Source organism: Stenotrophomonas sp. BR163 (assembly GCF_047520985.2).
Lineage (GTDB): Bacteria > Pseudomonadota > Gammaproteobacteria > Xanthomonadales > Xanthomonadaceae > Stenotrophomonas > Stenotrophomonas sepilia.
On record NZ_JAXBRE020000006.1, the window covers coordinates 1 to 24,205 of the forward strand.

Here is a 24,205-nt window from a genome sequence, read left to right on the forward strand (position 1 = left end):
GCTCAAGGCGGATCCAAGATCAAAGGCAGAAGCGGTCGCTCCGCTCGCCGGGCCCGGCCCGGCCCGGCACTACCAAACATCGTCGTGCAGCTGTGGCTCTTGACCTTGGGTCCGCCTTGAGCGAGCCGAGCATCGCAGGGGAATCAGGGGCGAAGAGGTGCCGATGTCTGAGCGCAGCGAGTTCCCGCGCCGTCCCTCGACGGGCCGAGGAGCGCAGGGTACCGGTGCGCAGCACCGGCTCGTGACTGGCGGAACGTTTCTTTTGGTTACTTTTCTTTGCGTACAAAGAAAAGTAACGCCCATGAACAGTGAAGCACCTTCAGCACGCGCCACGCGAAGAATCCGCGACGGCGTTACTTCACCGGCACCGGAATATTGCAGAGGTCGATATGCCCCGCCGGGCGCTTGTAGAAATCATCCACGCGATTGCGTCGCGCCTCCACCGTATCGGCAAAGGTCTTCGAGTCGGTACGCAGTACCTGGATCGGCGTGCGCTCGGCCGCCGGCACGTCGCTGGCGCGGCGGATCGATACGATCGGGGTACGCAGTTTCGGGTCGGTGTAGAAGCCCATCGGCGCCGGCCCACGCGGCGTCGCGCTGAGCAGCTCCATGCCCTTCAGCACGCGACCGACCAGGGTGATGTTGCGGTCCAGCTGGCGCGGCGACTGCCCGGTCACCACGTACAGTTCGGCGCCGATGCTGCTGTCTTCCTCGTTGCTGCGGCCGGCACCGAGCATGCCGTAGCAGTGCGCCAGCCAGGCCTTGCCGGCCTGCGGGTCCTGGCCGACCGGGAAGCCGTCGACGAAACCGGTCTGCGCGGCCCAGCCATCGCGATCCGGCAGCACGTTGACCTTCAGGCCGGCGCTGGCGCGCTCGAACTCGGCCGGCAGCTTGCGCGCGGCGCTGCCGAACGGCCTGGCCTTGGCTGCGTCATCGGCGTCGGCATCGCCGAACTGCACCACGAAGTTGTCCTGCGAGCGGTAGATGCTGGTGCCGTCCCAGAAGTGCTCGTGGGCGAAGGTCTGGATGTTGGCGACATGGCGGGGGGCGAACTGCGGTGCCAGCTCGATGATGACCCGACCGGCCGGCAGGTCCATGTACAGCAGGTTGGCCGGGTCCGGGGTGCGCCAGTCGCTGGCCGCCGAGGCGTCGAGGATCTGCTGAGGGCTGCGGTAGGGCGTGGCCGCGCTGGCAAGGGCGGGCAGCAGGCAGGACAGGGCGAGGGCGGTCAGGGCAAGGCAACGGCGGTGCGGCATGGGAACCCCGGAACATGAACGAGGCTTCGATTCTGCGCGAGCAATTCGGTCACGCCAACCGGCAGAGTGACTAACGACACATTCGCTATACCGAACTTCGCACTACTGTGGACTTCAACGTAGTGGAGGGCCGGTCATGTCCGAGGACGATGTCCACCTGAAGAAGTTCCAGAAGGAGCTCAGCGCCGGAACGGTGTCGCTGGCCCTGCTGGCGGTGCTGGCCCGGGCCGGGGAGCCGCTGTACGGCTACCTCATTGCCAAGGAGCTGGAGCGGGTGGGCGAGGGCGTGCTGAGCGGCAAGCAGAGCGCGCTGTACCCGGTGCTGCGCAACCTGGAGGGCGCCGGGCTGCTGGAAAGCCATGTGGAGCCATCCAGCAGTGGTCCGCCCCGGCGCTACTACCGCATCAATGAACGTGGCCGCGAGGTGCTGGCGCAGTGGCGCCAAGCTTGGAAGGCCACCCGTGATTCCGTCGATTCCGTGTTGGAGGGGGTACCGCAATGAACGACCCGAGCCTGGCAGGCCGAGCCCTGCCGACCACCATCCCGCAGTATCTGGCGCAGCTGCGCGCGGCGCTGGAAGGTGCCGATCCGGCGATGGTGCAGGACGCGTTGTACGACGCCGAGGAATACCTGCGCTCGGAGCTGGCGGCGCAGCCCGGCCGCAGCGAGGCCGAGGTGATCGCCGATGTGGCCGGCAGCTATGGCGCGCCGGACGAAGTGGCCGACATCTACCGCGAGACCGAAGTGACGGTGAACCGCGCGCTGCGTACGCCGCGTGCGGATACCGCGCCGGTATTGCGTGCCGCCGCCGAAGCCAGTGGCGTCGAACCGGCCGCGCCGCCGCCGGCGCCGGTGCAACGCTCGCTGCTGGCGCGCTTCTTCGGGGTGGTGGCCGATCCGCATACCTATGGCGCGCTGTTCTACATGCTGCTGTCGCTGGCCACCGGCATCTTCTTCTTCACCTGGGTGGTGACCGGCCTGTCGCTCTCGCTCGGCCTGTTGATCCTGATCGTCGGGATTCCGCTGACCGTGCTGTTCTTCGGCTCAGTGCGCGGGCTGGCGCTGCTGGAAGGGCGGCTGGTGGAAGCATTGCTGGGCGAGCGCATGCCGCGCCGTCCGCGCTACACCGACCGTAGCCGCACGTGGCTGCAGCGCATCGGCGACATGTTCACCGATGGCCGTACCTGGCTGACCCTGCTGTACTTCGTGCTGATGCTGCCCTTGGGCGTGGTCTACTTCACCATCGCGGTGACGTTGCTGTCGCTGTCACTGGGGTTCATCTGGGCGCCGGTGGCCGCGCTGTTCAGCGGTGACATTCCGGGTGTCTACGTCGATGGCGTGAACGTGCTGCCGATGGCCGCCTCGCCGCTGGTGGGCATCGTGATCGCAGCCGTGGGCGTGCTGCTGCTGCTGTTGACGATGCACCTGGCACGGGGCATCGGCAAGCTGCACGGGCTGATTGCCAAGAACCTGCTGGTGCGGTTGTAACAGGCCAGGGGTCGGATCCCTGTTCGCAGAACAGGGCTCTGACCCCGGATCCCATCATGCTGGGTCAGAGCCCTTTCCGTTGGAAAGGGATCCGACCCCACGGCGGGGAGTTACCCCGCCTTTCGCCGCAACGGAGTGACGTTGCTCTTCTTCTTCGTGGTCTTCGCCGCCGGTGCCTCGGCATGCGCGGCGAAGAAGTCGCGCACCTTCGGGTACACCACTTCGCGCCAGCGACGGCCGCTGAAGATGCCGTAGTGGCCGGCGCCTTCGACGATGAAATGCTCGCGGCGGTCAGCAGCAATGCCGGTGCACAGCGCCTGCGCTGCTTCGGTCTGGCCGAGTCCGGCGATGTCATCCAGTTCGCCCTCGATGCTCAGCAGCGCGGTATCGCGGATCGCCGACGGATCGACCTTCTCGCCATTGACCACCCACTCGCCACGCGGCAGCAGGAAGTCCTGGAACACCACGCGGATGGTATCCAGGTAGTACTTGGCCGGCATGTCCAGCACCGCGTTGTACTCGTCGTAGAAGCGACGGTGCGCGTCGGCGTCTTCCAGGTCGCCCTTGACCAGGTCGGTGTAGAAATCCCAGTGCGAACTGAAGTGGCGGCTGGGGTTCATCGACAGGAAGCCGGCGTGCTGCAGGAAGCCCGGATACACGCGGCGGCCGGCGCCGGGATAGCTGGCCGGCACGGTGTGGATGACGTTGTTCTCGAACCACGACAGCGGGTTCTGCGTGGCCAGGTTGTTCACTGCGGTCGGGCTGCAGCGTGCATCGATCGGGCCGCCCATCATCACCAGGGTGCGCGGTGTCGGCTCGCCACGACTGGCCATCAGTGAAACCGCGGCCAGCACCGGTACTGTCGGCTGGCACACGCTGACCACGTGCAGGCGTTCGACGCCCAGATGGCGGATGAACTCCTGGATGTAGGCGATGTAATCGTCCAGGCCGAACTCGCCTTCGTTGGCCGGCACCATGCGCGCGTCCACCCAGTCGGTGACGTACACACGGTGGTCGCGCAGCAGCGTGCGCACCGTATCGCGCAGCAACGTGGCGTGGTGCCCGGACAGCGGTGCCACGACCAGGACGAAAGGCTGGTTGAGCATGGTGTGCAGCTGTTCGGCTTCATTGCTGTGGCGCTTGAAGCGCAGCAGCTTGCAGAACGGCTTGCTCACTTCCTCGTGCACGACGATCGGCACGCGCTCGCCGTCGACCTCGATTTCGTTGATGCCCCAATCGGGCTTCTCGTAATCCTTGCCGATGCGATGGAACAGCTCATTGACCGCCGCCAGGCGATCGGCGCCGGGCATCTGCGACCACCAGTGGCCCGGGTTGGCGAAGAATCTGGCGTTGGCCTGGGCCTGGTGCACCCAGGGGGCGAGCAGGTTGCGGGTCAGTTCGTGCAGTTGATAGAGCATGACGACCGAATATGTATGGTCATATGTTGCCGCGCAGCATATCCCATCCGGGTGTCCCGCAGGTTAAGTTGGCTGAAAATAATGAATCCGGATTCACATCCGTTCCAGCGCGGCGGCATCGCCTGCCAGGGCGGGGCCGAGCCAGCAGTGCGACCCTACCGGCTGCAGGCCGTGCCGGGCCAGCGTCCGCCGATACCAGCGTGCTGGGCGGGCCTGGAAGCCGTCGTGGTCGCCTTCGAACGCGTCCTCGGCGGCGAAGGTCTCCAGGAAGGCCACACCGCCGGTCAGCTCGGCCACGCCGGACAGGCCGGCGCGCAGCTCGCGGTCGGGCACGTAGTGCATCACGTCCGAACACACCAGCAGGTCGACCGGCGCGCAGGGCCGCAGCCAGGCGAAGTCGCCGAAGCGGGCCAGGTGCAGGTTGCGGGTGCGGCCGTAGCGGCGCACAGCGTACTCGCTGCTGTCGAAGCCCAGGTATTCGACCTTCGGACGCAGCTTCAGCAGCGGCGCACGCCAGGCGCCTTCGCCGCAGCCGATGTCCAGCACACTGCGGATCGGTCGTTCCAGGTAGTACTCGGCACTGGCCACCGCCAGGACCACCTTGCGCGCCAGGCGGGCGCTGCCGCCGATGTCGGCGCGGCGGTACCAGCGTTGGAAGTAGGCGGCGTCGTAGGTCTTGTCCATGGGGCGGTGCGCGATCGGGGAGAACGGCGCCTATCGTACGGTGTTGCGCCCCCGGGTGTTGCGGACCCGCAGTAGAGCCACGCCATGCGTGGCTGTCCTGATGCGGCGATTGGACGCGGCAGCCACCCAGGAGGTGGCTCTACTGCGACAATGGGCGCCCATCTACGCCAGCCGCCGGAGCGAGCGCATGCAGAGCTACTACTGGGTCAAGACCTTCCACATCGTATTCGTGGTGGCGTGGATGGCCACGGTGTTCTACCTGCCGCGCATCCTGGTCAACCTGGCCGAGACCGCAGGCCAGCCGGCGGTGACCGAGCGCCTGCAGCTGATGGGCCTGCGCCTGTACCGTTTCGGCCACTCGATGTTCGGCTTGGCCTTTGTGCTGGGCCTGGTGCTGTGGCTGGGCTACAAGGTCATCCCGGATTTCCCGACCATGGTCGCGCCGGGCGGCGCTGGCTGGCTGCACGCCAAGCTGGGCCTGGTGGTGGTGCTGCTGGTGTATTTCAGCTGGATCGGCCGTCTGTTGAAGGGCGTGGCCAAGGGCAGGGCGCTGCCGTCGTCGCGCGCGCTGCGCTGGATCAACGAGATCCCGCTGCTGGCGTTCATTCCGATCGTGTGGCTGGTGCTGGCCAAGCCGTTCTGAACGGGGCGCGCAGCGCATCGCACAGATGCATCCACGCATGGCGTGGATCTACTGGGTGCAGCTGTGGCTTTTGATGTTCAGGTCCGCCATGAGCGAGCCGAGCATCGCAGGTGAAACAGGGGCGAAGAGGCGCCGATGTCTGAGCGCAGCGAGTTCGGCGCCGTCCCCTGATTCACCGAGAAGCGCAGGGAACCGGTGCATAGCACCGGCTCGCGTTCGGCGGCGTGTTCTTTGGTTACTTTCTTGCACGAGCAAGAAAGTAACAAGCCGATGAATCAGGCTGCTTCGTACGTGCCGTAACTGCGCAGGCGCGTGTAGCGCTGCTCCAGCAGTTGCTCGGTGGAGAGCTTTTCCAGCGCGTCCAGCTCGTTCAGCAGCACGGCCTTCAGGCGCTTGGCCATCTGCGTCGGGTTGCGGTGGGCGCCACCGGTTGGCTCGCGCACGACCTTGTCGACCAGGCCCAGGCTCTTCAGGCGCGGGGCGGTCAGGCCCAGTTGTTCGGCCGCTTCCTTGGCCTTGCCGGCGTCCTTCCACAGGATCGAGGCGCAGCCTTCCGGGGTGATGGTCGAGTACACCGCGTATTCCAGCATCACGGTGCGGTCGCCCACGCCCAGCGCCAGCGCGCCGCCGGAGCCGCCTTCACCGATCACGGTGCAGATGATCGGCACCTTCAGCTCGGCCATCTCGATCAGGTTGCGCGCGATCGCTTCGGACTGGCCGCGCGATTCGGCGTCGATACCCGGCCAGGCACCGGCGGTGTCGATCAGGGTCAGCACCGGCAGGCCGAAGCGCTCGGCCATCTTCATCAGGCGCAGCGCCTTGCGGTAGCCCTCCGGCTTGGGCATGCCGAAGTTGCGCTTGATCTTTTCCTTGGTATCGCGGCCCTTCTGGTGGCCGATCACCATTACCGCGCGGCCATTGATGCGGGCCAGGCCGCCCATGATCGCCTTGTCGTCGGCGAAGGCGCGGTCACCGGCCAGCTCCTGGAACTCATCGAACATGACGCGGATGTAGTCGGCGGTGTACGGACGCGACGGGTGCCGGGCCAGCTGCAGCACCTGCCACGAGGTCAGGTTGCGGAAGATCTGCGCGGTGCGCATGCGCAGCTTGTCCTGCAGCGCGTGCACTTCCGCCTCGACATTGACCGCCGGCCCGGCACTGGCGTTGCGCAGTTCCTGGATCTTGGCTTCCAGGTCGGCGATGGGTTGCTCGAAGTCGAGGTAGTTCGGATTCATCGGAAGCCGTCGTGTAAAGAAGGAGGCAATTCTAGCCGAATGCGTGCAAACCACCCGTACGCCTTCGTCTGGAAGGCGACGGTAGCGCAGCCGGGCAGGCGGCGCCAGTCAGCTCAGGGCACCACCAGGGCGCTGCGGCCCATCAACTGGCTGCGCCGGGAAACGAAGTCGTTGTAGGCCTCGTTGGCCTCCCGGCCCAGGCCGCTGCCCAGGGTGGCGGTAGCCGAGGTGAAGGCCATCTGCGCGTCGAAGTCCTGCTTGCGCAGGGCCTTCTGTTCATCGGCGGTGGTGGCTTTCAGCCAGCGCGCATAGACCTCGCGCAGCGGCGCGGCGTGCGCCTCGAAGGCGGGGTCGAGTGCCGGCAGGCTGGCCGGGGCCGGTTCCAGGCTGAACGCCGGGGCCACGTAGCCGGCCGGCTGTTCGCGCTTGAATGCACCGGGTTCGCCCATGCCTTCTTCGACGTAGGCGATGAAATCCGGTGCCGTGAACACCTTGGCCACGATCTGGCCGCCGCTGGCGTCGACGTGGGCCACCACCTTTTCCTTCGGGAAGGGTTCGCGCACGCCGTAGGTCCAGGTCTTGTCGATGAACAGTTCGTGGGTCTTCTCGAACGGGCCCTCGAAGTCGACGCCGCCCAGCTCGATGCCGGCCTTGCCGGTGCCGAAGTTCTTCAGCTTGCTCTCGTCGGTGACATAGACCTCGCGAGCGATCACGTACTCGCTCAGGGTCGGGTTGATCAGGCCGCCGCGGCCATCGACGTAGACGATGAAGCGCACATCGCCGAGCGTGTCGGTGTGCAGGCGATGCTCGCCCACAGCCAGCGAAACCGGGCGTGAGCCGTGCGCGGCGACCGGCAGGTCCTTGCCATCGATGCTCAGCGCCAGCGGCGTGTCGGTCGGATTGTCGATCTGGAACTCGATCTTCGACGGCGAGCAGGCGGCCAGCGCCAGTGCGGCAACGAACGGGAACAGCAGGGTCTTCATCGGCAATCGTCCTTGATGACTGGAACGGGAAAACAGGAACACGAAGCAGCCAGCCTCAGCTGGCCCACGGCGGGCTGTAGCGCACCTTCAGCGTGCGTACGGCCGGGTCGGCGCGCAGCGCCTCCATCAGCTTGGAATCGATGCGCACTGCGCTCTGCCCGGAGACATCCAGCATGCCGGCGACACCGCCGTGCGGGCCCTTCAGCAGCAGGTCCAGGCGCAGCGGCGTGCGCCCCGGGCGATGGCGGTCGAGCAGGGCATTGATGCGCTCCCAGACCGGGCGCTGCTGGCGCAGGTCCAGGCGCAGCGACAGCCGCGTGGCGTAGTTGGCGCACACTTCGTCGAAGTCCCAGCACTGGCGGATGCGCAACGCGAAGCCGCCGTTGAATTCGTCCTCACGCAGGCCACCCTTCACCACCAGGATGCGGTCCTTGGTCATCAGGTGGCCGAACTCGGCCATCGCATCGGAGAACGCGCTGCACTCCACCCGGCCGCGACCGTCCTCCAGCTGGATGAAGATCTGGCTTTCGCCCTTGCGGCGCACGCCGACCACCTGGCCGGCCAGCACGGTCTGCACTTCCGGGCGCCAGCGCTTCTCGCCGCCACCGCCGCCGCCGCTGTTGGCGCTCCAGATTTTCTCCACCGAACCCAGGTCGTTGCCTACCAGATCGCGCACATCGTCGCGCCAGGGATCGAACGGGTGGCCGCTGAGGTAGAAGCCCAGCGTGTCGCGCTCGCCGTTGAGGCGCTGCAGCAGCGGCCATTCTTCGGCTTCCGGCAGGTCCAGCTGGATCGAAACGGTGCTCGGATCGGGCCCGCCAAACAGCGAATTCTGCCCGGACGCACGCTCGCGTGCCATCTGGTCGGTGGCCTTGATCACTTCCGGCAGCTGCAGCATCAGCGAGGCACGGTTGCGGCCGAGTTCATCGAGCGCGCCACAGTTGATCATCGCTTCCAGCGTGCGCCGGTTGAGCTTGGCCGAGCCGACGCGGGTGCAGAAGTCCAGCAGATCCTTGAACGGTCCGCCCTTCAGTCGTTCCTCGACCACCGCTTCGCAGGCGCCCTGGCCGACGCCCTTGATCGCGCCCAGACCGTACTGGATCGTGTCCGGCGTGACCGCTTCGAACATGAAGGCCGACTGGTTCACCTTCGGCGGCAGCACGGTCAGGCCGAGGTTGCGCACCTCGTCGAGGAAGCCAACCACCTTGTCGGTGTTGTCCAGGTCCGAAGACAGCGTGGCCGCCATGAACTCGGCCGGGTAATGGCGCTTCAGCCAGGCGGTCTGGTAGCTGACCAGTGCGTATGCAGCGGCGTGCGACTTGTTGAAGCCATAGCCGGCGAACTTCTCCATCAGGTCGAAGATTTCGTCGGCCTTGGGGCCGTCGACGCCGCCCTTGGCTGCGCCTTCGCGGAAGATCTCGCGGTGCTTGGCCATTTCCGCCGGCACCTTCTTGCCCATCGCGCGTCGCAGCAGGTCAGCGCCGCCCAGCGAGTAGCCGCCGACGATCTGCGCCATCTGCATCACCTGCTCCTGGTACACCATGATGCCGTAGGTGTCCTTCAGGATCGCTTCGGTGCGCGGATCGGGATAGATGATCTCTTCCTGGCCGTGCTTGCGCGCGTTGAAGGAGGGAATCAGGTCCATCGGGCCGGGGCGATACAGCGACACCAGCGCGATCAGGTCTTCGAAGCGGTCGGGGCGCGCGTCCTTCAGCAGGCGGCGCATGCCCGAGGATTCGAACTGGAACACCGCGCCGGTGTTGCCGTTGGCGAAGATGTCCTTGTAGGTGGGCGCATCGTCGAGCGGGATCGCGGCAATGTCGACCGGCGGAATGCCCGCGCGTTCGTGGCGCTTGTTGATCGCCTTCACCGCCCAGTCGATGATGGTCAGCGTGCGCAGGCCGAGGAAGTCGAACTTCACCAGGCCCACTTCTTCCACGTCGTTCTTGTCGAACTGGGTGACCGGGTTCTTGCCCAGGCCGTTCTCGTCGTGTTCGGCGTACAGCGGGCAGAACTCGCTCAGCGGCTCGGGCCCGATCACCACGCCGCCGGCATGCTTGCCGGCGTTGCGGGTCAGGTCTTCCAGCTGCAGCGCCAGGTCGATCAGATCGCGGACATCGTCCTCGGTCTCATAGCGCTGGATCAGTTCCGGCGACGCCATTTCCGAACTGGGGCCTTCCTTGCCCTTGCCCAGCGCATCCTTCAGGTGGATGCCCAGGATGTTGGGAATCAGCTTGGAAACACCGTCGACCAGGCCATACGGGAAGCCGAGCACGCGGCCGGAGTCGCGCACCACCGCCTTTGCGGCCATGGTGCCGTAGGTGATGATCTGGCTGACGCGCTCGCGCCCGTACTTGCGCGCGACGTAGTCGATCACCTCGTCGCGGCGGTCCATGCAGAAGTCGATGTCGAAGTCGGGCATCGACACGCGTTCCGGGTTCAGGAATCGCTCGAACAGCAGGTTGTACGGCAGCGGGTCCAGGTCGGTGATCTTCAGCGCCCACGCCACCAGCGAGCCGGCACCCGAACCACGGCCGGGACCGATCGGGATGCCCTGGTTCTTGCCCCACTGGATAAAGTCGGCCACGATCAGGAAGTAGCCGGGGAAGCCCATCTTGATGATGGTGTTGAGCTCGAACTCCAGGCGCTCGAAGTACTCCTCACGGGTCTTGCCCGGCGCCAGCGGATTCTTCTCCAGGCGCTCTTCCAGGCCATCGCGCGACATCTTCTGGATCCAGGTGTCCAGGGTCTCGTCGTCGGGCACCGGGTAGTTGGGCAGGAAGTAGGTGCCCAGCCGCATCTCGATGTTGCAGCGCTCGGCCAGCGCCAGCGTGTTGTCGATCGCATCGGGGATGTCGGCGAACAGCGCGCACATCTCCTCGGCCGACTTCAGGTATTGCTGGTCGCTGTACTCGCGCGGTCGCTTGGGATCGTCCAGCACGCGGCCGGTGGAAATGCACACGCGCGCTTCGTGCGCGCTGAAATCCGACGGCGACAGGAAGCGCACGTCATTGCTGGCGACCACCGGCAGGCCGCGCTGGCCAGCGGCCATCAGCGCGAACTGGTTGAAGGTTTCCTCGCCCTCGCGGCCGGTACGGGTCAGCTCCAGGTGCAGGCCATCGCCGAACACGCGCTGCCAGTCGGCCAGCTGCTGCTCGGCCAGTTCATGCTTGCCGTCCAGTGCCAGGCGCCCGGCCAGGCTCTGCCGTCCGGCCAGCGCGAACAGGTTGGCGTTGCCGGCCTTCAGCCAGTCCGGGTGGATGGCCACACCGCCTTCCGGGCGATGGCCTTCCATCCAGGCGCGGGTCAGCAACCGCGACAGGCTCAGGTAGCCCTCGCGGTCGCGGCACAGCAGGGTCATCCGCCACGGGTCCTGGCCTTCCTCGGCGATCAGCACGTCGGCACCGGCAATCGGCTTGATGCCCACGCCTTCGGCGGCCTTGTAGAACTTGACCAGGGCGAACAGGTTGTTGAGATCGGTCACCGCCAGCGCGGGCAGGCCGAGCTCCACCGAGCGCGACAGCAGGTTGGCCTGCTTGGCCTTCTTCGGGTCCGCCTGGTCCGGCTTGGCCGGCACGCGGATGGTCGAGTCCGCCAGCGAGAACTCGGTGTGGACGTGGAGATGTACGAAGCGGGAGTTGGACATGCCGGACCAGGTTGGAGCGCGCGGGCCCCGGGTGCTGACGGAAGTTCGTCGCCGGGGTCGGGAAGCGCTGGAATGCCCGGTCAGGGTAGCGAGGGCAGGGGGTTGCCACAAGGCTTGACAGGGGCACGGCGTGGCGCCGGATTCAGGCGTGCGGGAGGCCGCCTTCTGTAGCGCCGAGCCCATGCTCGGCTGTCCACAGCTGCCGAGCATGAGCTCGGCGCTACAACGCCAGCAGGCTCAGGCGATGGCCGCGACAGCCGGCGCTTCCAGGCACTCGCGCACCGGGGCGAAGCTGCGCCGGTGCTCCACGCAGGGGCCGTGCTCGCGCAGGGCGGCCAGGTGGGCCGGAGTGCCATAGCCCTTGTGCTGCTCGAACCCATACTGGGGGTGGCGGGCGTGCACGTCCTGCATGTAGCGATCGCGCGAGACCTTGGCCAGGATCGAGGCGGCCATGATCGCGCGGTCGATGCCATCGCCGCCGACCAGCGCCTGCGCCGGCAGTACCAGGCCCTTGGGCACCACGTTGCCATCGATGCGGGCGAAGCCGGCCACGTGGGCGACCGCTGCAACGACGTCACGCATGCCCTGCAGGGTGGCCTGGTAGATGTTCAGGCGGTCGATGGTGTCCACGTCCACCAGCACCACATGCCAGGCCAGGGCGCGCTCGATGATGCGGTCATGCAGCTGCTCGCGGCGGGCAGCGGTCAACTGCTTGGAATCATCCAGGCCGTTGATCCGTGGCCGTGACGGATCGAATACCACCGCCGCCACCGCCACCGGCCCAGCCAGCGGGCCACGCCCGGCCTCGTCGACACCGGCGACCAGGCGCTCCGGCTCGATCACTGCCGTACCGTCGAACAGGGCCAGGCTGGCTGCTGCGGCGTGGCGGCGGCTCATGCCTGCGCCTGGTCGCGCATCAGCAGCTCGCCGACGGCATCGGCGGCACGCGCCGAGGCGTTGCGTCGCAGTCGCTGGTGCAGGCGCACGTAAGTGTCCTGCAGGTCGCTCACCCGCTGCGGGTGGTCGAACCACTGCTGGATGGCCGCGGCCAGCCTGTCCGGCGTGCAGTCGTGCTGCATCAGCTCCGGTGCCAGGTCCTGGCCGGCCAGGATGTTGGGCAGGGCGAAGCGGTCGACCTTGATCAGGCCAAGCGCCTTGACCAGTCGATAGGTCAGTTCGTTGACGCGGTAACCGACCACCATCGGCCGCTTCACCAGCATGGCTTCCAGGGTCGCGGTGCCGGAGGCCAGCACCACCACGTCGGCGGCGATCATCGCGTTGCGCGCCTGGCCGTCAAGCACGTGCGAGTAGGCCACCGGCAGCGCCGAGCGCGACAGCTGTTCTTCGATCAGCTGCCTGCAGGCCGGGTTGGCGGCAGGCACCACCACATGCAGGCCCGGAATGCGTTCGGAAACCTGCCAGGCGGCTTCGAAGAACGGTTCGCCCAGGCGCGAGATCTCGCCGAGGCGGCTGCCCGGCAACACCGCCAGCACCTTGGCCGCGGCCGGCAGGCCGAGCGCGGCGCGTGCTTCCTCGCGGTTGCCTTGCAGCGGAATGTCATCGGCCATCGGGTGGCCGACGAAGCGCGCGTCGATGCCGTGCCGGGCATAGATCGGCGGCTCCATCGGGAACAGGCACAGCACCAGGTCGGCGCTGCTGCCGATTTTCTCGGCGCGCTTTTCGCGCCAGGCCCAGACCGACGGGCTGACGTAATGCACGGTGCGCACGCCACGCTGCCTCAGCCAGCGCTCGATGCCCAGGTTGAAGTCGGGGGCGTCGATGCCGATGAACACGTCCGGCTGCCAGTCCAGCGCACGCTGGCGGAACGCCGAGCGCAGCTTGAGCAGGCGCGGCAGGTGGCGCAGCACTTCGGTCAGGCCCATCACCGCCAGCTCGCTGGCATCGTGCCAGGTCTGGCAGCCGGCGCTGCGCATGGCATCGCCGCCGATACCGGCGAACTCGGCATTCGGGAAGCGTGCCTTCAGTTCACGCACCAGGCCCGCACCGAGCAGGTCGCCGGAGGCTTCGCCGGCAACCAGCGCGATCCGCAACGGGCGCTCGCTGAGCACCCGCTGAGCGGGAACGCTGCCGGCCATCGAGGCCAGCGGGATCACCGCGGTGCCGGCCGGCGCCTGGCCGGTCGAGCTGCTCATCGCAGCAGGGGCCTCTCGGCGTGCTCGATGAAGTCCAGCATCGCCTTCACGTCGTCGCTGTCACGCGCCTGTTCGGTCAGCTGCACCTTGGCCTCTGCCAGCGGCAGGCCCGCGACATACAGCGTGCGGTACGCACGCTTGATGGCCGAAATGCGGTCAGCGTCAAAGCCGCGCCGCTTCAGGCCTTCGCTGTTGATGCCGCGCGGGCGTCCCAGCGAATCGGTGCCGACCATGGTGAACGGCGGTACGTCACCATTGGTCAGCGCGCCCATGCCGAGGAAGGCATGCGCGCCGATGCGGCAGAACTGGTGGGCACCGGCGAAGCCGCTGATGATCACGTAGTCGCCCACGGTCACATGGCCGGCCAGGGTGGTGTTGTTGGAGAACACGCAGAAGTTGCCGACATGGCAGTCGTGTGCCACGTGCGTGTAGGCCAGCATCCAGTTGTCGTTGCCGATGGTGGTGATGCCGCCGCCGCCGCCGGTGCCACGGTTGAGCGTGACGAACTCGCGGAACACGTTGCGATCGCCGATCACCAGTTCGGTGCGCTCGCCGCCGAACTTCTTGTCCTGCGGCTCGCCACCGATCGCGGCATGGCCGACGAAGCGGTTGTCGCGGCCGATCCGGGTCGGGCCGTGGATGCTGCAATGGGGGCCCACCACCGTGCCGGCACCGATTTCAACGTCGGGGCCGATCAGGGTGAAGGCGCCCACCTGGACATCGTCAGCCAGGCGTGCGGCCGGGTCGATGACGGCGGTGGGGTGGATCCGCGGTGCGTTGTCAGTCATTGCTGCCTCCAGTGGATCAGCCCTTGGCGCCGGCACACATGACCTCGGCCGACGCGACGACTTCGCCGTTGACCTTGGCTTCGCCGTAGTACCAGCCCATGTTGCGGATCAGGCGCTTCATCTGCACGTCCAGCATCAGCACGTCACCGGGCACGACCTGCTTGTTGAAGCGGGCGTTTTCCACCTTGACCATGTAGAACAGCTTGGACTGCGCATCGCGGCCGAGCGTGAGCTGGGTCATGACGCCGCCAGCCTGCGCCAGCGCTTCGATGATCAGCACCCCGGGCATGATCGGGCGGCCCGGGAAGTGGCCCTGGAAGAACGGCTCGTTGATGCTCACGTTCTTCTGCGCCAGGATCCGCTTGGCCTCGACGTCGAGTTCAAGCACCCGGTCCACCAGCAGGAACGGGTAGCGGTGCGGAAGCAGTTCCTGGATCTGGCAGACGTCGATCGGAAGCTGCAGCGAATCGTTCATTCTTTCTCCTTGCCAGCAGCCAGAACGCGGCGAGCCAATGCGTCCAGCTGCTTGAAGCGCGCGGCGTTCTTGCGCCACGTGCGGTTGTCGGTCAATGGGGTGCCGGACGAATACTCGCCCGGCTCATGGATGGAGTTGCGGACCACCGACTTGCCGGTGATCACGACCTTGTCGCAGATCTCGAGGTGGCCGACCACGCCAACGTGGCCGCCGAGCAGGCAGTAACGGCCGATCTTGGCGCTGCCGGCGATGCCGGTGCAGCCGGCAATGGCCGAGTGGGCGCCGATCTGCACGTTGTGGGCAATCTGCACCAGGTTGTCCAGGCGAACGTCCTCGGCAAGGACGGTGTCTTCCAGCGCGCCACGATCAACACAGGTATTGGCGCCGATCTCGCAATCATCGCCGATGCGGACACCGCCGAGCTGCGGCACCTTGATCCACTTGCCAGCGTCCATCGCCAGGCCGAAGCCATCGGCGCCGAGTACGGCACCGGGATGCACGCGCACGCGCTTGCCCAGCGTGACCCGGGTGACCAGGGTCACGCGGGCGATCAGCTCACAGCCGGTATCCAGGCTGCAGTCCTCGCCGATCACGCTGCCGGTGCCGATGATGCAGTTCTCGCCGACCACGCTGCGCGCACCGACCGAGACGAACGGGCCGATGTGGGCGCTGGCGGCCACCTGGGCGCTGGGGTCGATGACGGCGCTGGGATGGATGCCCGGCGGGCGGGTCGGCGCGATGTCGAACAGCGCGGCGATCTTGGCGAACGCGGTGTAAGGGTCCTTGGCGACGAGCGCGGCGCCGGGGGCAGCCTCGGCGTCATCGGCACGCAGGACCACCAGCGAGGCCCGGCTGTCGGCCAGCTGGACGCGATAGCGGGGGTTGGCAAGGAAGGTCAGCTGGCCAGGACCGGCATGGGCGAGGGTAGCCACGCCATGGATGGCGGTAGCGGGATCGCCATGGACCTGCAGGCCGAACTGCTCGGCGAGTTGCTGGGCGGTGTAGGTGGGAGTATTCACGGCGGGAGTTTAACGTGTGGCGCCATTTCGGTCATGCAGGGTCAAAAGCGGCGCCTGCCTGATGTCCCGGGGGGATGGCGCAGGGGGCTGCCCAGGACACGCCGTAAACCCATCCCTGGGGGCTCGATGGCGCCATCCATGGCGCCAACGGTCCTGGTCAGCCCCCTGCGCCATCACCAGATGATTTCACGCGAGCGCGGGAAGTAACGGCGGCGAGCAAGTAAAACGGAAACGCCGGGCAATGCCCGGCGCTTCGCACCCCGTCTGGTGGAGAGCCCCCCTTTGTTAAGGGGGGCGCGCCAGCGGCGCGGGGGATAGGTGGAATGCGGGGGCAGTTCTGGCGAACCGCCTCGCGGTTCGTCAGAACTGCCCACCGAACGTGAATTGCAGGCGTTCGATCTTGTCATCGTCTTCCTTCTTCAGCGGGAAGGCGTAGCTGATCGAGATCGGGCCGACCGGGGCGCGCCACAGCAGGGCCACACCGGTGGATACACGCAGCTCGTTGGCCTTGAAGTTGTCCACGCCGGTATACACGTTGCCGAAGTCGACGAAGGCCGATACGCGCGCCGACGGGCTGTCGAACAGGCGCGGGAAGTAGGCTTCCACCGAACCGACGGTCTTCAGCGAACCACCCAGCGGCTGGCCTTCCGGATAGCCGTCGGTTCTTTCGCGCGGTCCCAAGGTGTTGTCCTCGAAGCCGCGTACCGAGTTGGTGCCACCGGCGTAGAAGTTCTCGAAGAACGGCAGGCCGCTGGCGGTGACGGTGCGGACGGTGCCATCGGATTCAGTCAGCGTGCGGCTGTAATCCTTGCCGTAGGAATCGCCGTAGCCGATTTCGGCGCGGGTGTTGATCACCAGCGACGGCATGATCGGCCAGTACTTGCTGATCTGGTAGTTCAGCTTGTAGTACTCGATGGTCGAACCCGGCAGCGTGGTTTCCAGGCCGATGCGCTGGTAGGTACCGCGGGTCGGCATGAAGTAGTCGTTGCGCGAGTCGCGCGCCCAGCCCAGCTCGGTGCGCCAGGCATGGAAGGTCCGGCGACCGACTGCATTGATGTAGTCGATGATCGACGATGGGGTCGAACCCCGGTACGTGGTGATCTGGTTGCTGTCTATGCCGAACATCAGCGAGACGGTGTCGGTCTCGGTCAGCGGCACGCCGAACACCACCTGCGCGGCACCGTTGGTGCTGTTGTACTGCGCGGTGTTGAAGTCGGAGTAATCCAGTTCGCGCCAGGACAGGTTGTAGCCCAGCGACACGCCGTCATCGGTGAAGTACGGGTTGGTGTAGCTGAAACCGTAGCGCTGCAGGTAGCTGCTGCGCGAGGCTTCGACCGACACGCGGTTGCCGCCGCCGAGGAAGTTGTTCTGCGACAGCTGCACCGACGTGGTCATGCCGTAGGACTGCGAGTAGCCCAGGCCGAACACGAAGCTGCCCGAGGTGGTTTCCTTGACGTTGTAGACGACGTCGACCTGGTCGTTGCTGCCGCTGACGGCCGGGGTCTCCACTTCCACCGATTCGAAGTAGCCCAGGCGCTGCAGGCGGATCTTGGAGCGGTCGATCGCGGCCTGCGAGTACCAGCTGTTCTCGAACTGGCGCATTTCGCGACGCATCACTTCATCGGACGTGCGGGTGTTGCCGCGGAACAGGATGCGGCGCACCGACACGCGCGGGCCGGGCACGACCTGCATGTTGATGGCCACGGTCTGCTCGGCGCGGTTGGTGGTCGGGATCGGGTTCACCTTGGCGAACGCGTAGCCGATGTTGGACAGCGAATTGGTGATGGTGTCCGAGCTGAACTCCAGCAGGGCACGCGAGAACGTGTCGCCGGACTTCTGGATCACCATGCGCTCGACGTCCTCCTGCGGGAGGATGGTGTCGCCGCTGACCTTGATCTCGGAGATCTTGTACTGCGCACCCTCGGTCACGCCCGCGGTCAGGAACATGTCGCGCTTGTCGGGGCTGATCGAGACCTGGGTGGAATCGATGCTGAAATCGACGTAGCCGCGATCCAGGTACCAGGAGTTGAGCTTTTCCAGGTCGCCGGACAGCTTTTCCTTGGAGTACTGGTCGTCACGACGGTACCACGACGCCCAGTTGTGCTCCTTGGACTCCCAGGTCTCCAGGATGTCCTTGCTCTCGAACTTTTCGGTGCCCACCAGGTTGACGTGGCGGATCTTGGCGGCCTTGCCTTCCTTGATGGCGATGGCGATGTCCACGCGGTTGCGGTCCAGCGGGCTCACCGTCGGGGTGATGTCGACGTTGTACTTGCCACGGTCGTTGTACTGGCGGCGCAGTTCCTGGGTCACGCGGTCCAGGCTCAGGCGATCGAAGGTGCCGCCCTCGGTCAGGCCGATGTCGGACAGGCCCTTGAGCAGCTGGTCGGACTTGATGTCCTTGTTGCCGGTCACGGTCAGCTTGTTGATCGCCGGGCGTTCCTTGACGGTCACCACCAGGATCGTGCCCTGGCGGTCCAGCTGCACGTCTTCGAAGAAGCCGGTCTTGTACAGGGCGCGGATCGTCTCGCCGACCTTGTTGTCGGTGATCGTCTCGCCGCGTTCCACCGGCAGGTAGGTGAACACCGTGCCCGAGCTGATGCGCTGCAGGCCATCGACGCGGATGTCGCTGACAGTGAAGGGCTCGGCTGCCTGGGCCAGGGCGGGAGCGCCGGTGACGGCGGCGAGGGCGAGGGCCAGCAGGCGGCGATTGGGGAGTCGCGTCATGTCACGTCCGGTAGGAAGGTCGATTTCATTGGTGCGGGATGCCGACGCTGTAGACGGCAACAACGTGGAAAAGTTCATCGCGGGACCAGGCCGAGGATGTCGTTGTAGAACGCCAACCCCATCAGCCCGGCCAGCAACGCCAGGCCGATGTATTGGCCGGCGGCGATGGCACGCTCGCTCAGCGGGCTGCCCTTGACCAACTCGATAAGGTAATACAGCAGGTGGCCGCCGTCCAAGATCGGGATCGGCAGCAGGTTGATGATGCACAGGCTGAGCGACAGCAGGGCAAGGAACTGCAGGAACCAGTCGAGGCCGCGCTTGGCCGAGACATTGGCCACGCGGGCGATGGTGACCGGCCCGGAAACGTTCTGCAGCGAGGCCTTGCCGGTCACGATGCGACCCATCATGCCCAGCGAGTCGGCGGCCAGGCGGCCGGTCTCGCGCACCGCCACGGTCACCGCATCCAGCGGGCCATAGCGCAGCAGGGTGTCATAGGCGGGGCTGTAGCTGGTGGGGAAGCCGACGCCGATCTGCCAGACCGGATTGCCCTTGCCGTCCTTGCCCTGGCGCGGGGTGACTTCCAGCGCCAGGCGCTCGCCGCCACGCAGGACCTCGATCATTCCCGGCCCGCCGGCACGGCCCAGGGCCTGGATCTCGCCGATCACCTGGTCGACGCTGTCGATGCGCTGGCCGTCGATGGCCACGATCAGGTCGCCTGGCTGCAGTTGCCCTGCCACCACGGAGTCCGCAGTCAGCGACTCCACTTGCGCCGGCTGCAGCCACGACTGCCAGTGCAGGCCAGCCAGGATCGGCACCCGCCGCTCATCGAAACCCGCCGGCAGCTGCGACAGCGGCAGGGTGCGCGTGCGTACCTGATCGGCCGTATCCAGCACTTCCAGCTTCACGTCGCGGCGGTCCATCGCGGCTGCGGTCAGCGCCATGCTGGCCTCGCCGAGGGTGACCACCTGGCGGTCGTCCACGCGCAGCACGCGGTCGCCGCTGGCCAGGCCGGCACTGGCGGCGATGCCGCTGACACGGCCGATGGTGGGCGAGTAATCCTGCTTGCCGATCACGAACATCGCCCACAGCAGCAGGATGCACAGCAGCAGATTGGCGATCGGGCCGGCGGCAACGATCGCGATACGCTGCCAGACGGTCTTGTGGTTGAAGGCCTGGCCGCGCTCGTGCGGGTGGACTTCGACCTCGCGTTCGTCGAGGAACTTCACGTAACCGCCCAGCGGGATGGCGGCGATGGCGAACTCGGTGCCGTGCCGGTCGCGGCGCGACCACAGCGGCCGGCCGAAGCCGACCGAGAAACGCAGGATCTTGACCCCGCACAGGCGCCCGACCCAGTAATGCCCGAACTCGTGAAAGGTGACCAGCAGCCCGAGGCTGACGATCATCCACCAGACCGATCCGATGAAGTCAGTCATGCAGGCTCACAGTGGTGGGCAAGGGCGGCGGCGTCATGCTGGGCGAGGCGGTCGTTCAGGCGGCGTCGATGGCGTTCAGGGTGAGCTGGCGTGCCCGCTGGTCGGCGGACAACAGGACCTCCAGTGTATCGGCTGGCTGGGTCGGCAGTGTTGAAAGAGCGTTAGCAACCAGCTCCGGGATCGTCAGGAAACCGATCCGGCCCTGAAGAAACGCTGAAACCGCCTCTTCATTGGCGGCGTTCAGCACCGCCGGCGCGGTGCCGCCGGCCTGCATCGCCTGCCAGGCCAGCGCCAGGCAGGGGAAGGCGTCGGTATCCGGGGCCTCGAAATCCAGGCGGCCCTGGGCCAGCAGGTCCAGCCCGGCCACGCCCGATTCGATGCGCTGCGGCCAGCCCAGGCCAACGGCGAGGGTGGTGCGCATGTCCGGCAGGCCCATCTGGGCCAAGGTCGAGCCATCGACGAACTCGACCAGCGAATGGACCAGGCTCTGCGGGTGCACCAGCACCTCGATACGCTCGCCGGGCACGCCGAACAGGTGGTGGGCCTCGATGACTTCCAGGCCCTTGTTCATCAACGTCGCCGAATCGACCGAGATCTTCGGTCCCATCGACCACTTGGGGTGGGCAACGGCCTGGGCGGGGGTGACCTGGGCCAGTTCGGCGCGGCTGCGGCCACGGAACGGGCCGCCGGAGGCGGTCAGCAGGATCCGGCGCACGCCGGCGCCGTCGACACTGGCATCGCGCGAGCGCAGGCACTGGAAGATCGCGCTGTGCTCGCTGTCGATCGGGATGATTTCGGCACCGGCACGTTCGGCCGTACGGGTCAGCAGTTCGCCGGCCAGCACCAGCGATTCCTTGTTGGCCAGCAGGATGCGCTTGCCGGCGGCGGCGGCAGCCAGGGTCGAGGACAGGCCGGCCGCGCCGACGATGGCCGCGACCACGGTATCGCAGGCATCGCTGGCGGCCAGCTGGTCCAGCGCGGCCTGCCCGGCATGGGCCTCGGTGGCCAGTCCGGCCTCGCGCAGGCCGTCACGCAGCTCGGCGAACAGCGATGCGTCGGCGATCACCGCGTGCGCGGGTCTGTGCTGGCGGCACAGTGCCAGCAGCGCCTGCACCTGGCGGCCGGCAGCGAGCACCGTGGCCTGGTAGCGGTGCGGGTGGCGGGCGATCACGTCCAGCGTGGAGGCGCCGATCGAGCCGGTAGCGCCGAACACGGCGACCCGGCGCAGGTCTGCAGCTGCATTCATGGTCAGAACCCGAAGATTTCCTTGCCCAGCGCGAACACCGGCACGGCGGCGAGGACGCCGTCGACCCGGTCGAGCACGCCACCGTGGCCCGGGATCAGGTGGCCCGAGTCCTTGGCGCCGGCATGGCGCTTGATCAGGCTCTCGAACAGGTCGCCCAGGACCGAGGCGAACACCGCCACCACCGCGGTGATCAACAGGCCGGGCAGGTGTGCGGCATCGATGCCAGCCAGCCAGCCCAGGCCGAGGGCCACGGCGACACCGGCCAGCAGGCCGCCGAACAGGCCTTCCCAGGTCTTGTTGGGGCTGATCCGCGGCGCCAGCTTGTGCTTGCCGAAATGGCGGCCAGCGAAATAGGCGCCCGAGTCGGCCGCCCACACCAGCGCCAGCGCAGCCAGCAGCCACAGGTGGCCCTGCTGGCCCGGCGGATCGCCGCCGGCATGGATCAGCACCAGCGCGGCCCACGCCGGCACGATGGCCAGGGTACCGGCCAGCATCTTCAGGATCCGCGAGGGTGCCGACGGCTGCGCACCGAAGTTGAAGAAGCGCAACCAGACCAGCGCGGCCAGCCACCAGGCAACGCCGGCCAGCGTGGTTATCTGGAACAGGACCAGGGTGCTGCCATCGGCCCAGACCAGCAGCACCATCAGCAGCAGGTTCAGCACCAGCAGCACAGTGCGCGCCAGGGTGTCTTCGATACCGGCCAGCTTCAGCCATTCCCACAGGCCGATCAGCAGCACGGCGGCGGCGGCGGCGGCCAGCCATTGCGTAGGCAGCAGCAGGATCGCCGCAATGGCTAGCGGCGCCATGATCAGCGCGGCAAGGACTCGGGTCTTGGTCATGGGCTGGAAGTCTCGGTGGCCAGTGCGGCAATCTGGGCGCTGGTCAGGCCGAAACGACGCTCGCGACCGGCATAGGCGTCGAGCGCCTGCTGCAGCTGCCCGGCGTCGAAGTCCGGCCACAGGGCCTCGGTGAACCACAGTTCGGTATAGGCGAGCTGCCACAGCAGGAAGTTGCTGATGCGGGTGTCGCCGCCGGTGCGGATGAACAGGTCCGGCGGCGGCAGGTCGGCCAGGGCCACCTGGCTGCCCAGCAGCGATTCATCGATCTGCTCGGGCAGAAGGCGACCGGCCGCCACTTCGATGGCCAGGGCGCGCGCGGCGCGGGCGATGTCCTGGCGGCCACCGTAGCTGGCGGCGATCGACAGGGTCAGGGTGGTGTTGTCGGCGGTGCGCTGCTCGGCCAGCTGCATGCGGCTGACCAGCCCGGCGCCGAAGCGCTCGCGTTCGCCGATGAAGCGCACGCGCACGCCACGCCGGTGCAGCTCGTCCACTTCGCGGTCGAGTGCACCGAGGAACAGCTTCATCAGCGCGTCCACTTCCTCCTGCGGCCGGCCCCAGTTCTCGCTGGAGAAGGCGAACAGGGTCAGCGCCGGAACGCCCAGTTCAAGGCAGCGCTCGATGGTGCGGTTGACCGCGCGCGCGCCGGCACGGTGGCCGATCACGCGGGGGCGACGGCGCTGCTGTGCCCAACGCCCATTGCCATCCATGATGATGGCAATGTGGCGGGGCAGGGAGGCAGGCAACGGAGGCGGGACTGAAGGCATCGACTTCAGACCGACAGCAGTTCTTTTTCCTTGTCGGAAACGACCTTGTCGACGTCCTTGATGTTGGCGTCGGTCAGCTTCTGGATGTCGTCTTCGCCGCGCTTCTTCTCGTCTTCGCTGATCGCCTTGTCCTTGACCAGCTTGGCGATTTCCTTGTTCGCGTCCTGACGGATGTTGCGGATCGCGATCTTGGCGCCTTCCCCTTCCTTCTGCACCTGCTTGACCAGCTCCTTGCGGCGCTCTTCGGTCGGCGGCGGCATGTTGATGCGGATCGCGGTGCCCAGCGTGTTCGGAGTGAACTCGGCGTTGTAGAGACCCTTTTCGATCTCCTTGATCATGCCTTTGTCGAACGGGGTGACCAGCAGCGAGTGGGCGTCGGCGTTGGAGATCGACGCGACCTGGTTCAGCGGGGTGCTGGCGTTGCCATAGGCGCTGACCGTCACGCGGTCCAGCAGGGCCGGGGTGGCACGGCCGGTCCGGATGGAGGTGAGGGTGTGCTTCAGAGCGTCAATGCTCTTGGCCATGCGCGTCTGCGCGTTGTTCTTGATGTCGTTGAGCATCGCCCGGTCCTGGATGTATCTGGAATCGGGCGATTATAGGCGAATACGGGACGCTGCCGGGCCTGAATCGGCCCGGTTGTCGCTTTGCGCTCAGGCTCAGGCCGGGTCGCGGCCCTGGACCAGGGTGCCGATGTTCGCGCCGTTGAGGATCTTCAGCAGTTCGCCCGGCTGGCCCATGTCGAACACGCGCATCGGCAGGTCGCTGTCGCGGGCCAGAGCGAAGGCCGCCGTGTCCATCACTTCCAGGCCGCGGCGGATCACTTCGTCGTAGCTCAGGCTGTCGAAGCGGACCGCATCGCTGTGCTTGTTCGGGTCCTTGTCGTACACGCCATCGACCTTGGTAGCCTTCAGCAGCAGGTCGGCGCCGATCTCGATCGCGCGCAGCGCGGCGCCGGAGTCGGTGGTGAAGAACGGGCTGCCGACGCCGGCAGCGAAGATCACCAGGCGGCCCTTTTCCAGGTGGCGGATGGCGCGGCGGCGGATGTAGTCCTCGCACACGTCGTTGATCTTGATCGCGCTCATCACCCGGGCCTTGGCACCCAGCTTCTCGAGGGCGTCCTGCATGGCCAGGGCGTTGATGACGGTGGCCAGCATGCCCATCTGGTCGCCGGTTACGCGGTCCATGCCGCCGGCGGCCAGACCGGCGCCGCGGAAGATGTTGCCACCTCCGATCACCAGCGCGACCTCGGCACCGGCCTGCTGGGCTTCGATGACCTCACGGGCGAGGCGATTGATGATCTTCGGGTCGATGCCGTAGTCCTCGTCTCCCATCAGCGCCTCCCCGGACAGTTTCAGAAGGATGCGGCGATAGGCGAGCTTGGACATGGGGACCTCGGGTGCGTGGAAATCGC

21 protein-coding genes are annotated in these 24,205 nt (G+C 66.8%); 3 read left to right on the top strand and 18 right to left on the bottom strand.

Annotated features, from left to right (window positions below; translation table 11 throughout):
* Positions 1-353: 353 nt before the first annotated feature.
* Complete coding sequence (locus tag ACM0PY_RS06760) at positions 354-1,256, bottom strand: peptidylprolyl isomerase (RefSeq protein ID WP_134971268.1); 903 nt, start codon at positions 1,254-1,256, stop codon at positions 354-356.
* Between the two features lie 136 nt (positions 1,257-1,392).
* Here ACM0PY_RS06760 and ACM0PY_RS06765 point away from each other — a divergent pair, with 136 nt between their 5' ends.
* On the top strand, positions 1,393-1,758 hold the full coding sequence (locus tag ACM0PY_RS06765; RefSeq protein ID WP_180884645.1) for a PadR family transcriptional regulator: 366 nt from the start codon (positions 1,393-1,395) through the stop codon (positions 1,756-1,758).
* Positions 1,755-2,744, top strand: a complete 990-nt coding sequence (locus ACM0PY_RS06770; protein WP_061480675.1) for a sensor domain-containing protein — start codon at positions 1,755-1,757, stop codon at positions 2,742-2,744. Before ACM0PY_RS06765 ends, ACM0PY_RS06770 begins: the two co-directional genes overlap by 4 nt.
* 110 nt (positions 2,745-2,854) lie before the next feature.
* On the opposite strand, the gene ACM0PY_RS06775 is transcribed toward ACM0PY_RS06770, so the two are convergent.
* On the bottom strand, positions 2,855-4,162 hold the full coding sequence (locus ACM0PY_RS06775) for a polyhydroxyalkanoate depolymerase (RefSeq protein WP_134971270.1): 1,308 nt from the start codon (positions 4,160-4,162) through the stop codon (positions 2,855-2,857).
* A 93-nt stretch (positions 4,163-4,255) separates the two neighbouring features.
* Entirely contained in the window at positions 4,256-4,846 is a 591-nt protein-coding gene (locus tag ACM0PY_RS06780; protein ID WP_134971272.1) for a class I SAM-dependent DNA methyltransferase, read from the bottom strand.
* A gap of 187 nt (positions 4,847-5,033) precedes the next feature.
* On the opposite strand from ACM0PY_RS06780, the gene ACM0PY_RS06785 reads away from it, so the two are divergent.
* Positions 5,034-5,489, top strand: a complete 456-nt coding sequence (locus ACM0PY_RS06785; protein ID WP_053497082.1) for a CopD family protein — start codon at positions 5,034-5,036, stop codon at positions 5,487-5,489.
* Positions 5,490-5,764: 275 nt separating this feature from the next.
* On the opposite strand, the gene ACM0PY_RS06790 is transcribed toward ACM0PY_RS06785, so the two are convergent.
* The 15 genes from ACM0PY_RS06790 to pyrH form a co-directional block, all read right to left on the bottom strand.
* Entirely contained in the window at positions 5,765-6,724 is a 960-nt protein-coding gene (locus tag ACM0PY_RS06790) for an acetyl-CoA carboxylase carboxyltransferase subunit alpha (protein WP_005415839.1), read from the bottom strand.
* A gap of 113 nt (positions 6,725-6,837) precedes the next feature.
* Positions 6,838-7,707 (bottom strand): hypothetical protein, encoded by an 870-nt coding sequence (locus tag ACM0PY_RS06795; RefSeq protein WP_111201422.1) that lies wholly within the window; start codon positions 7,705-7,707, stop codon positions 6,838-6,840.
* Positions 7,708-7,762: 55 nt separating this feature from the next.
* Positions 7,763-11,353 (bottom strand): DNA polymerase III subunit alpha, encoded by a 3,591-nt coding sequence (gene dnaE / locus ACM0PY_RS06800; protein ID WP_180884643.1) that lies wholly within the window; start codon positions 11,351-11,353, stop codon positions 7,763-7,765.
* 237 nt (positions 11,354-11,590) lie between these two features.
* Positions 11,591-12,250, bottom strand: a complete 660-nt coding sequence (gene rnhB, locus ACM0PY_RS06805) for a ribonuclease HII (RefSeq protein ID WP_180884641.1) — start codon at positions 12,248-12,250, stop codon at positions 11,591-11,593.
* Complete coding sequence (gene lpxB, locus ACM0PY_RS06810) at positions 12,247-13,449, bottom strand: lipid-A-disaccharide synthase (RefSeq protein WP_235646677.1); 1,203 nt, start codon at positions 13,447-13,449, stop codon at positions 12,247-12,249. The genes rnhB and lpxB overlap by 4 nt, the downstream gene beginning before the upstream one ends.
* Positions 13,450-13,502: 53 nt before the next feature.
* Positions 13,503-14,294 carry an acyl-ACP--UDP-N-acetylglucosamine O-acyltransferase gene (gene lpxA / locus ACM0PY_RS06815; protein WP_005415844.1) on the bottom strand — a complete coding sequence of 264 codons (792 nt, stop codon included), beginning with the start codon at positions 14,292-14,294 and terminating at the stop codon, positions 13,503-13,505.
* A 16-nt stretch (positions 14,295-14,310) separates the two neighbouring features.
* Entirely contained in the window at positions 14,311-14,769 is a 459-nt protein-coding gene (gene fabZ, locus ACM0PY_RS06820; protein ID WP_005415845.1) for a 3-hydroxyacyl-ACP dehydratase FabZ, read from the bottom strand.
* A complete protein-coding gene (gene lpxD / locus ACM0PY_RS06825; RefSeq protein WP_180884637.1) occupies positions 14,766-15,788 on the bottom strand; it encodes a UDP-3-O-(3-hydroxymyristoyl)glucosamine N-acyltransferase in 1,023 nt (340 codons plus the stop codon). The genes fabZ and lpxD overlap by 4 nt, the downstream gene beginning before the upstream one ends.
* 360 nt (positions 15,789-16,148) lie before the next feature.
* On the bottom strand, positions 16,149-18,512 hold the full coding sequence (gene bamA / locus ACM0PY_RS06830; RefSeq protein ID WP_069137995.1) for an outer membrane protein assembly factor BamA: 2,364 nt from the start codon (positions 18,510-18,512) through the stop codon (positions 16,149-16,151).
* A 74-nt stretch (positions 18,513-18,586) separates the two neighbouring features.
* A complete protein-coding gene (gene rseP / locus ACM0PY_RS06835) occupies positions 18,587-19,945 on the bottom strand; it encodes an RIP metalloprotease RseP (protein ID WP_061480177.1) in 1,359 nt (452 codons plus the stop codon).
* 55 nt (positions 19,946-20,000) lie between these two features.
* Positions 20,001-21,191, bottom strand: coding sequence for a 1-deoxy-D-xylulose-5-phosphate reductoisomerase (locus ACM0PY_RS06840; RefSeq protein ID WP_065197094.1), 1,191 nt, complete (start codon positions 21,189-21,191; stop codon positions 20,001-20,003).
* A gap of 2 nt (positions 21,192-21,193) precedes the next feature.
* Positions 21,194-22,030 (bottom strand): phosphatidate cytidylyltransferase, encoded by an 837-nt coding sequence (locus tag ACM0PY_RS06845; RefSeq protein ID WP_061480179.1) that lies wholly within the window; start codon positions 22,028-22,030, stop codon positions 21,194-21,196.
* The gene (gene uppS, locus ACM0PY_RS06850; RefSeq protein WP_111201414.1) at positions 22,027-22,794 is read right to left on the bottom strand and encodes a polyprenyl diphosphate synthase; all 768 of its coding nucleotides are present in this window, start codon (positions 22,792-22,794) and stop codon (positions 22,027-22,029) included. The genes ACM0PY_RS06845 and uppS overlap by 4 nt, the downstream gene beginning before the upstream one ends.
* 5 nt (positions 22,795-22,799) lie before the next feature.
* The gene (frr, locus tag ACM0PY_RS06855; protein WP_061480180.1) at positions 22,800-23,354 is read right to left on the bottom strand and encodes a ribosome recycling factor; all 555 of its coding nucleotides are present in this window, start codon (positions 23,352-23,354) and stop codon (positions 22,800-22,802) included.
* Positions 23,355-23,450: 96 nt separating this feature from the next.
* Positions 23,451-24,179: a UMP kinase gene (gene pyrH, locus ACM0PY_RS06860; RefSeq protein ID WP_005415854.1), complete on the bottom strand. Its 729-nt coding sequence runs from the start codon at positions 24,177-24,179 to the stop codon at positions 23,451-23,453.
* Between the last annotated feature and the right edge of the window lie 26 nt (positions 24,180-24,205).

Excerpts from the sequence above, each read along its gene's own strand:
- ACM0PY_RS06760 (WP_134971268.1), bottom strand. The coding sequence starts at position 1,256 with ATGCCGCACCGCCGTTGCCTTGCCCTGACCGCCCTCGCCCTGTCCTGC.
- ACM0PY_RS06765 (WP_180884645.1), top strand. The coding sequence starts at position 1,393 with ATGTCCGAGGACGATGTCCACCTGAAGAAGTTCCAGAAGGAGCTCAGC.
- ACM0PY_RS06770 (WP_061480675.1), top strand. The coding sequence starts at position 1,755 with ATGAACGACCCGAGCCTGGCAGGCCGAGCCCTGCCGACCACCATCCCG.
- ACM0PY_RS06775 (WP_134971270.1), bottom strand. The coding sequence starts at position 4,162 with ATGCTCTATCAACTGCACGAACTGACCCGCAACCTGCTCGCCCCCTGG.
- ACM0PY_RS06780 (WP_134971272.1), bottom strand. The coding sequence starts at position 4,846 with ATGGACAAGACCTACGACGCCGCCTACTTCCAACGCTGGTACCGCCGC.
- ACM0PY_RS06785 (WP_053497082.1), top strand. The coding sequence starts at position 5,034 with ATGCAGAGCTACTACTGGGTCAAGACCTTCCACATCGTATTCGTGGTG.
- ACM0PY_RS06790 (WP_005415839.1), bottom strand. The coding sequence starts at position 6,724 with ATGAATCCGAACTACCTCGACTTCGAGCAACCCATCGCCGACCTGGAA.
- ACM0PY_RS06795 (WP_111201422.1), bottom strand. The coding sequence starts at position 7,707 with ATGAAGACCCTGCTGTTCCCGTTCGTTGCCGCACTGGCGCTGGCCGCC.
- dnaE (WP_180884643.1), bottom strand. The coding sequence starts at position 11,353 with ATGTCCAACTCCCGCTTCGTACATCTCCACGTCCACACCGAGTTCTCG.
- rnhB (WP_180884641.1), bottom strand. The coding sequence starts at position 12,250 with ATGAGCCGCCGCCACGCCGCAGCAGCCAGCCTGGCCCTGTTCGACGGT.
- lpxB (WP_235646677.1), bottom strand. The coding sequence starts at position 13,449 with ATGGCCGGCAGCGTTCCCGCTCAGCGGGTGCTCAGCGAGCGCCCGTTG.
- lpxA (WP_005415844.1), bottom strand. The coding sequence starts at position 14,294 with ATGACTGACAACGCACCGCGGATCCACCCCACCGCCGTCATCGACCCG.
- fabZ (WP_005415845.1), bottom strand. The coding sequence starts at position 14,769 with ATGAACGATTCGCTGCAGCTTCCGATCGACGTCTGCCAGATCCAGGAA.
- bamA (WP_069137995.1), bottom strand. The coding sequence starts at position 18,512 with ATGACGCGACTCCCCAATCGCCGCCTGCTGGCCCTCGCCCTCGCCGCC.
- rseP (WP_061480177.1), bottom strand. The coding sequence starts at position 19,945 with ATGACTGACTTCATCGGATCGGTCTGGTGGATGATCGTCAGCCTCGGG.
- ACM0PY_RS06840 (WP_065197094.1), bottom strand. The coding sequence starts at position 21,191 with ATGAATGCAGCTGCAGACCTGCGCCGGGTCGCCGTGTTCGGCGCTACC.
- ACM0PY_RS06845 (WP_061480179.1), bottom strand. The coding sequence starts at position 22,030 with ATGACCAAGACCCGAGTCCTTGCCGCGCTGATCATGGCGCCGCTAGCC.
- uppS (WP_111201414.1), bottom strand. The coding sequence starts at position 22,794 with ATGCCTTCAGTCCCGCCTCCGTTGCCTGCCTCCCTGCCCCGCCACATT.
- frr (WP_061480180.1), bottom strand. The coding sequence starts at position 23,354 with ATGCTCAACGACATCAAGAACAACGCGCAGACGCGCATGGCCAAGAGC.
- pyrH (WP_005415854.1), bottom strand. The coding sequence starts at position 24,179 with ATGTCCAAGCTCGCCTATCGCCGCATCCTTCTGAAACTGTCCGGGGAG.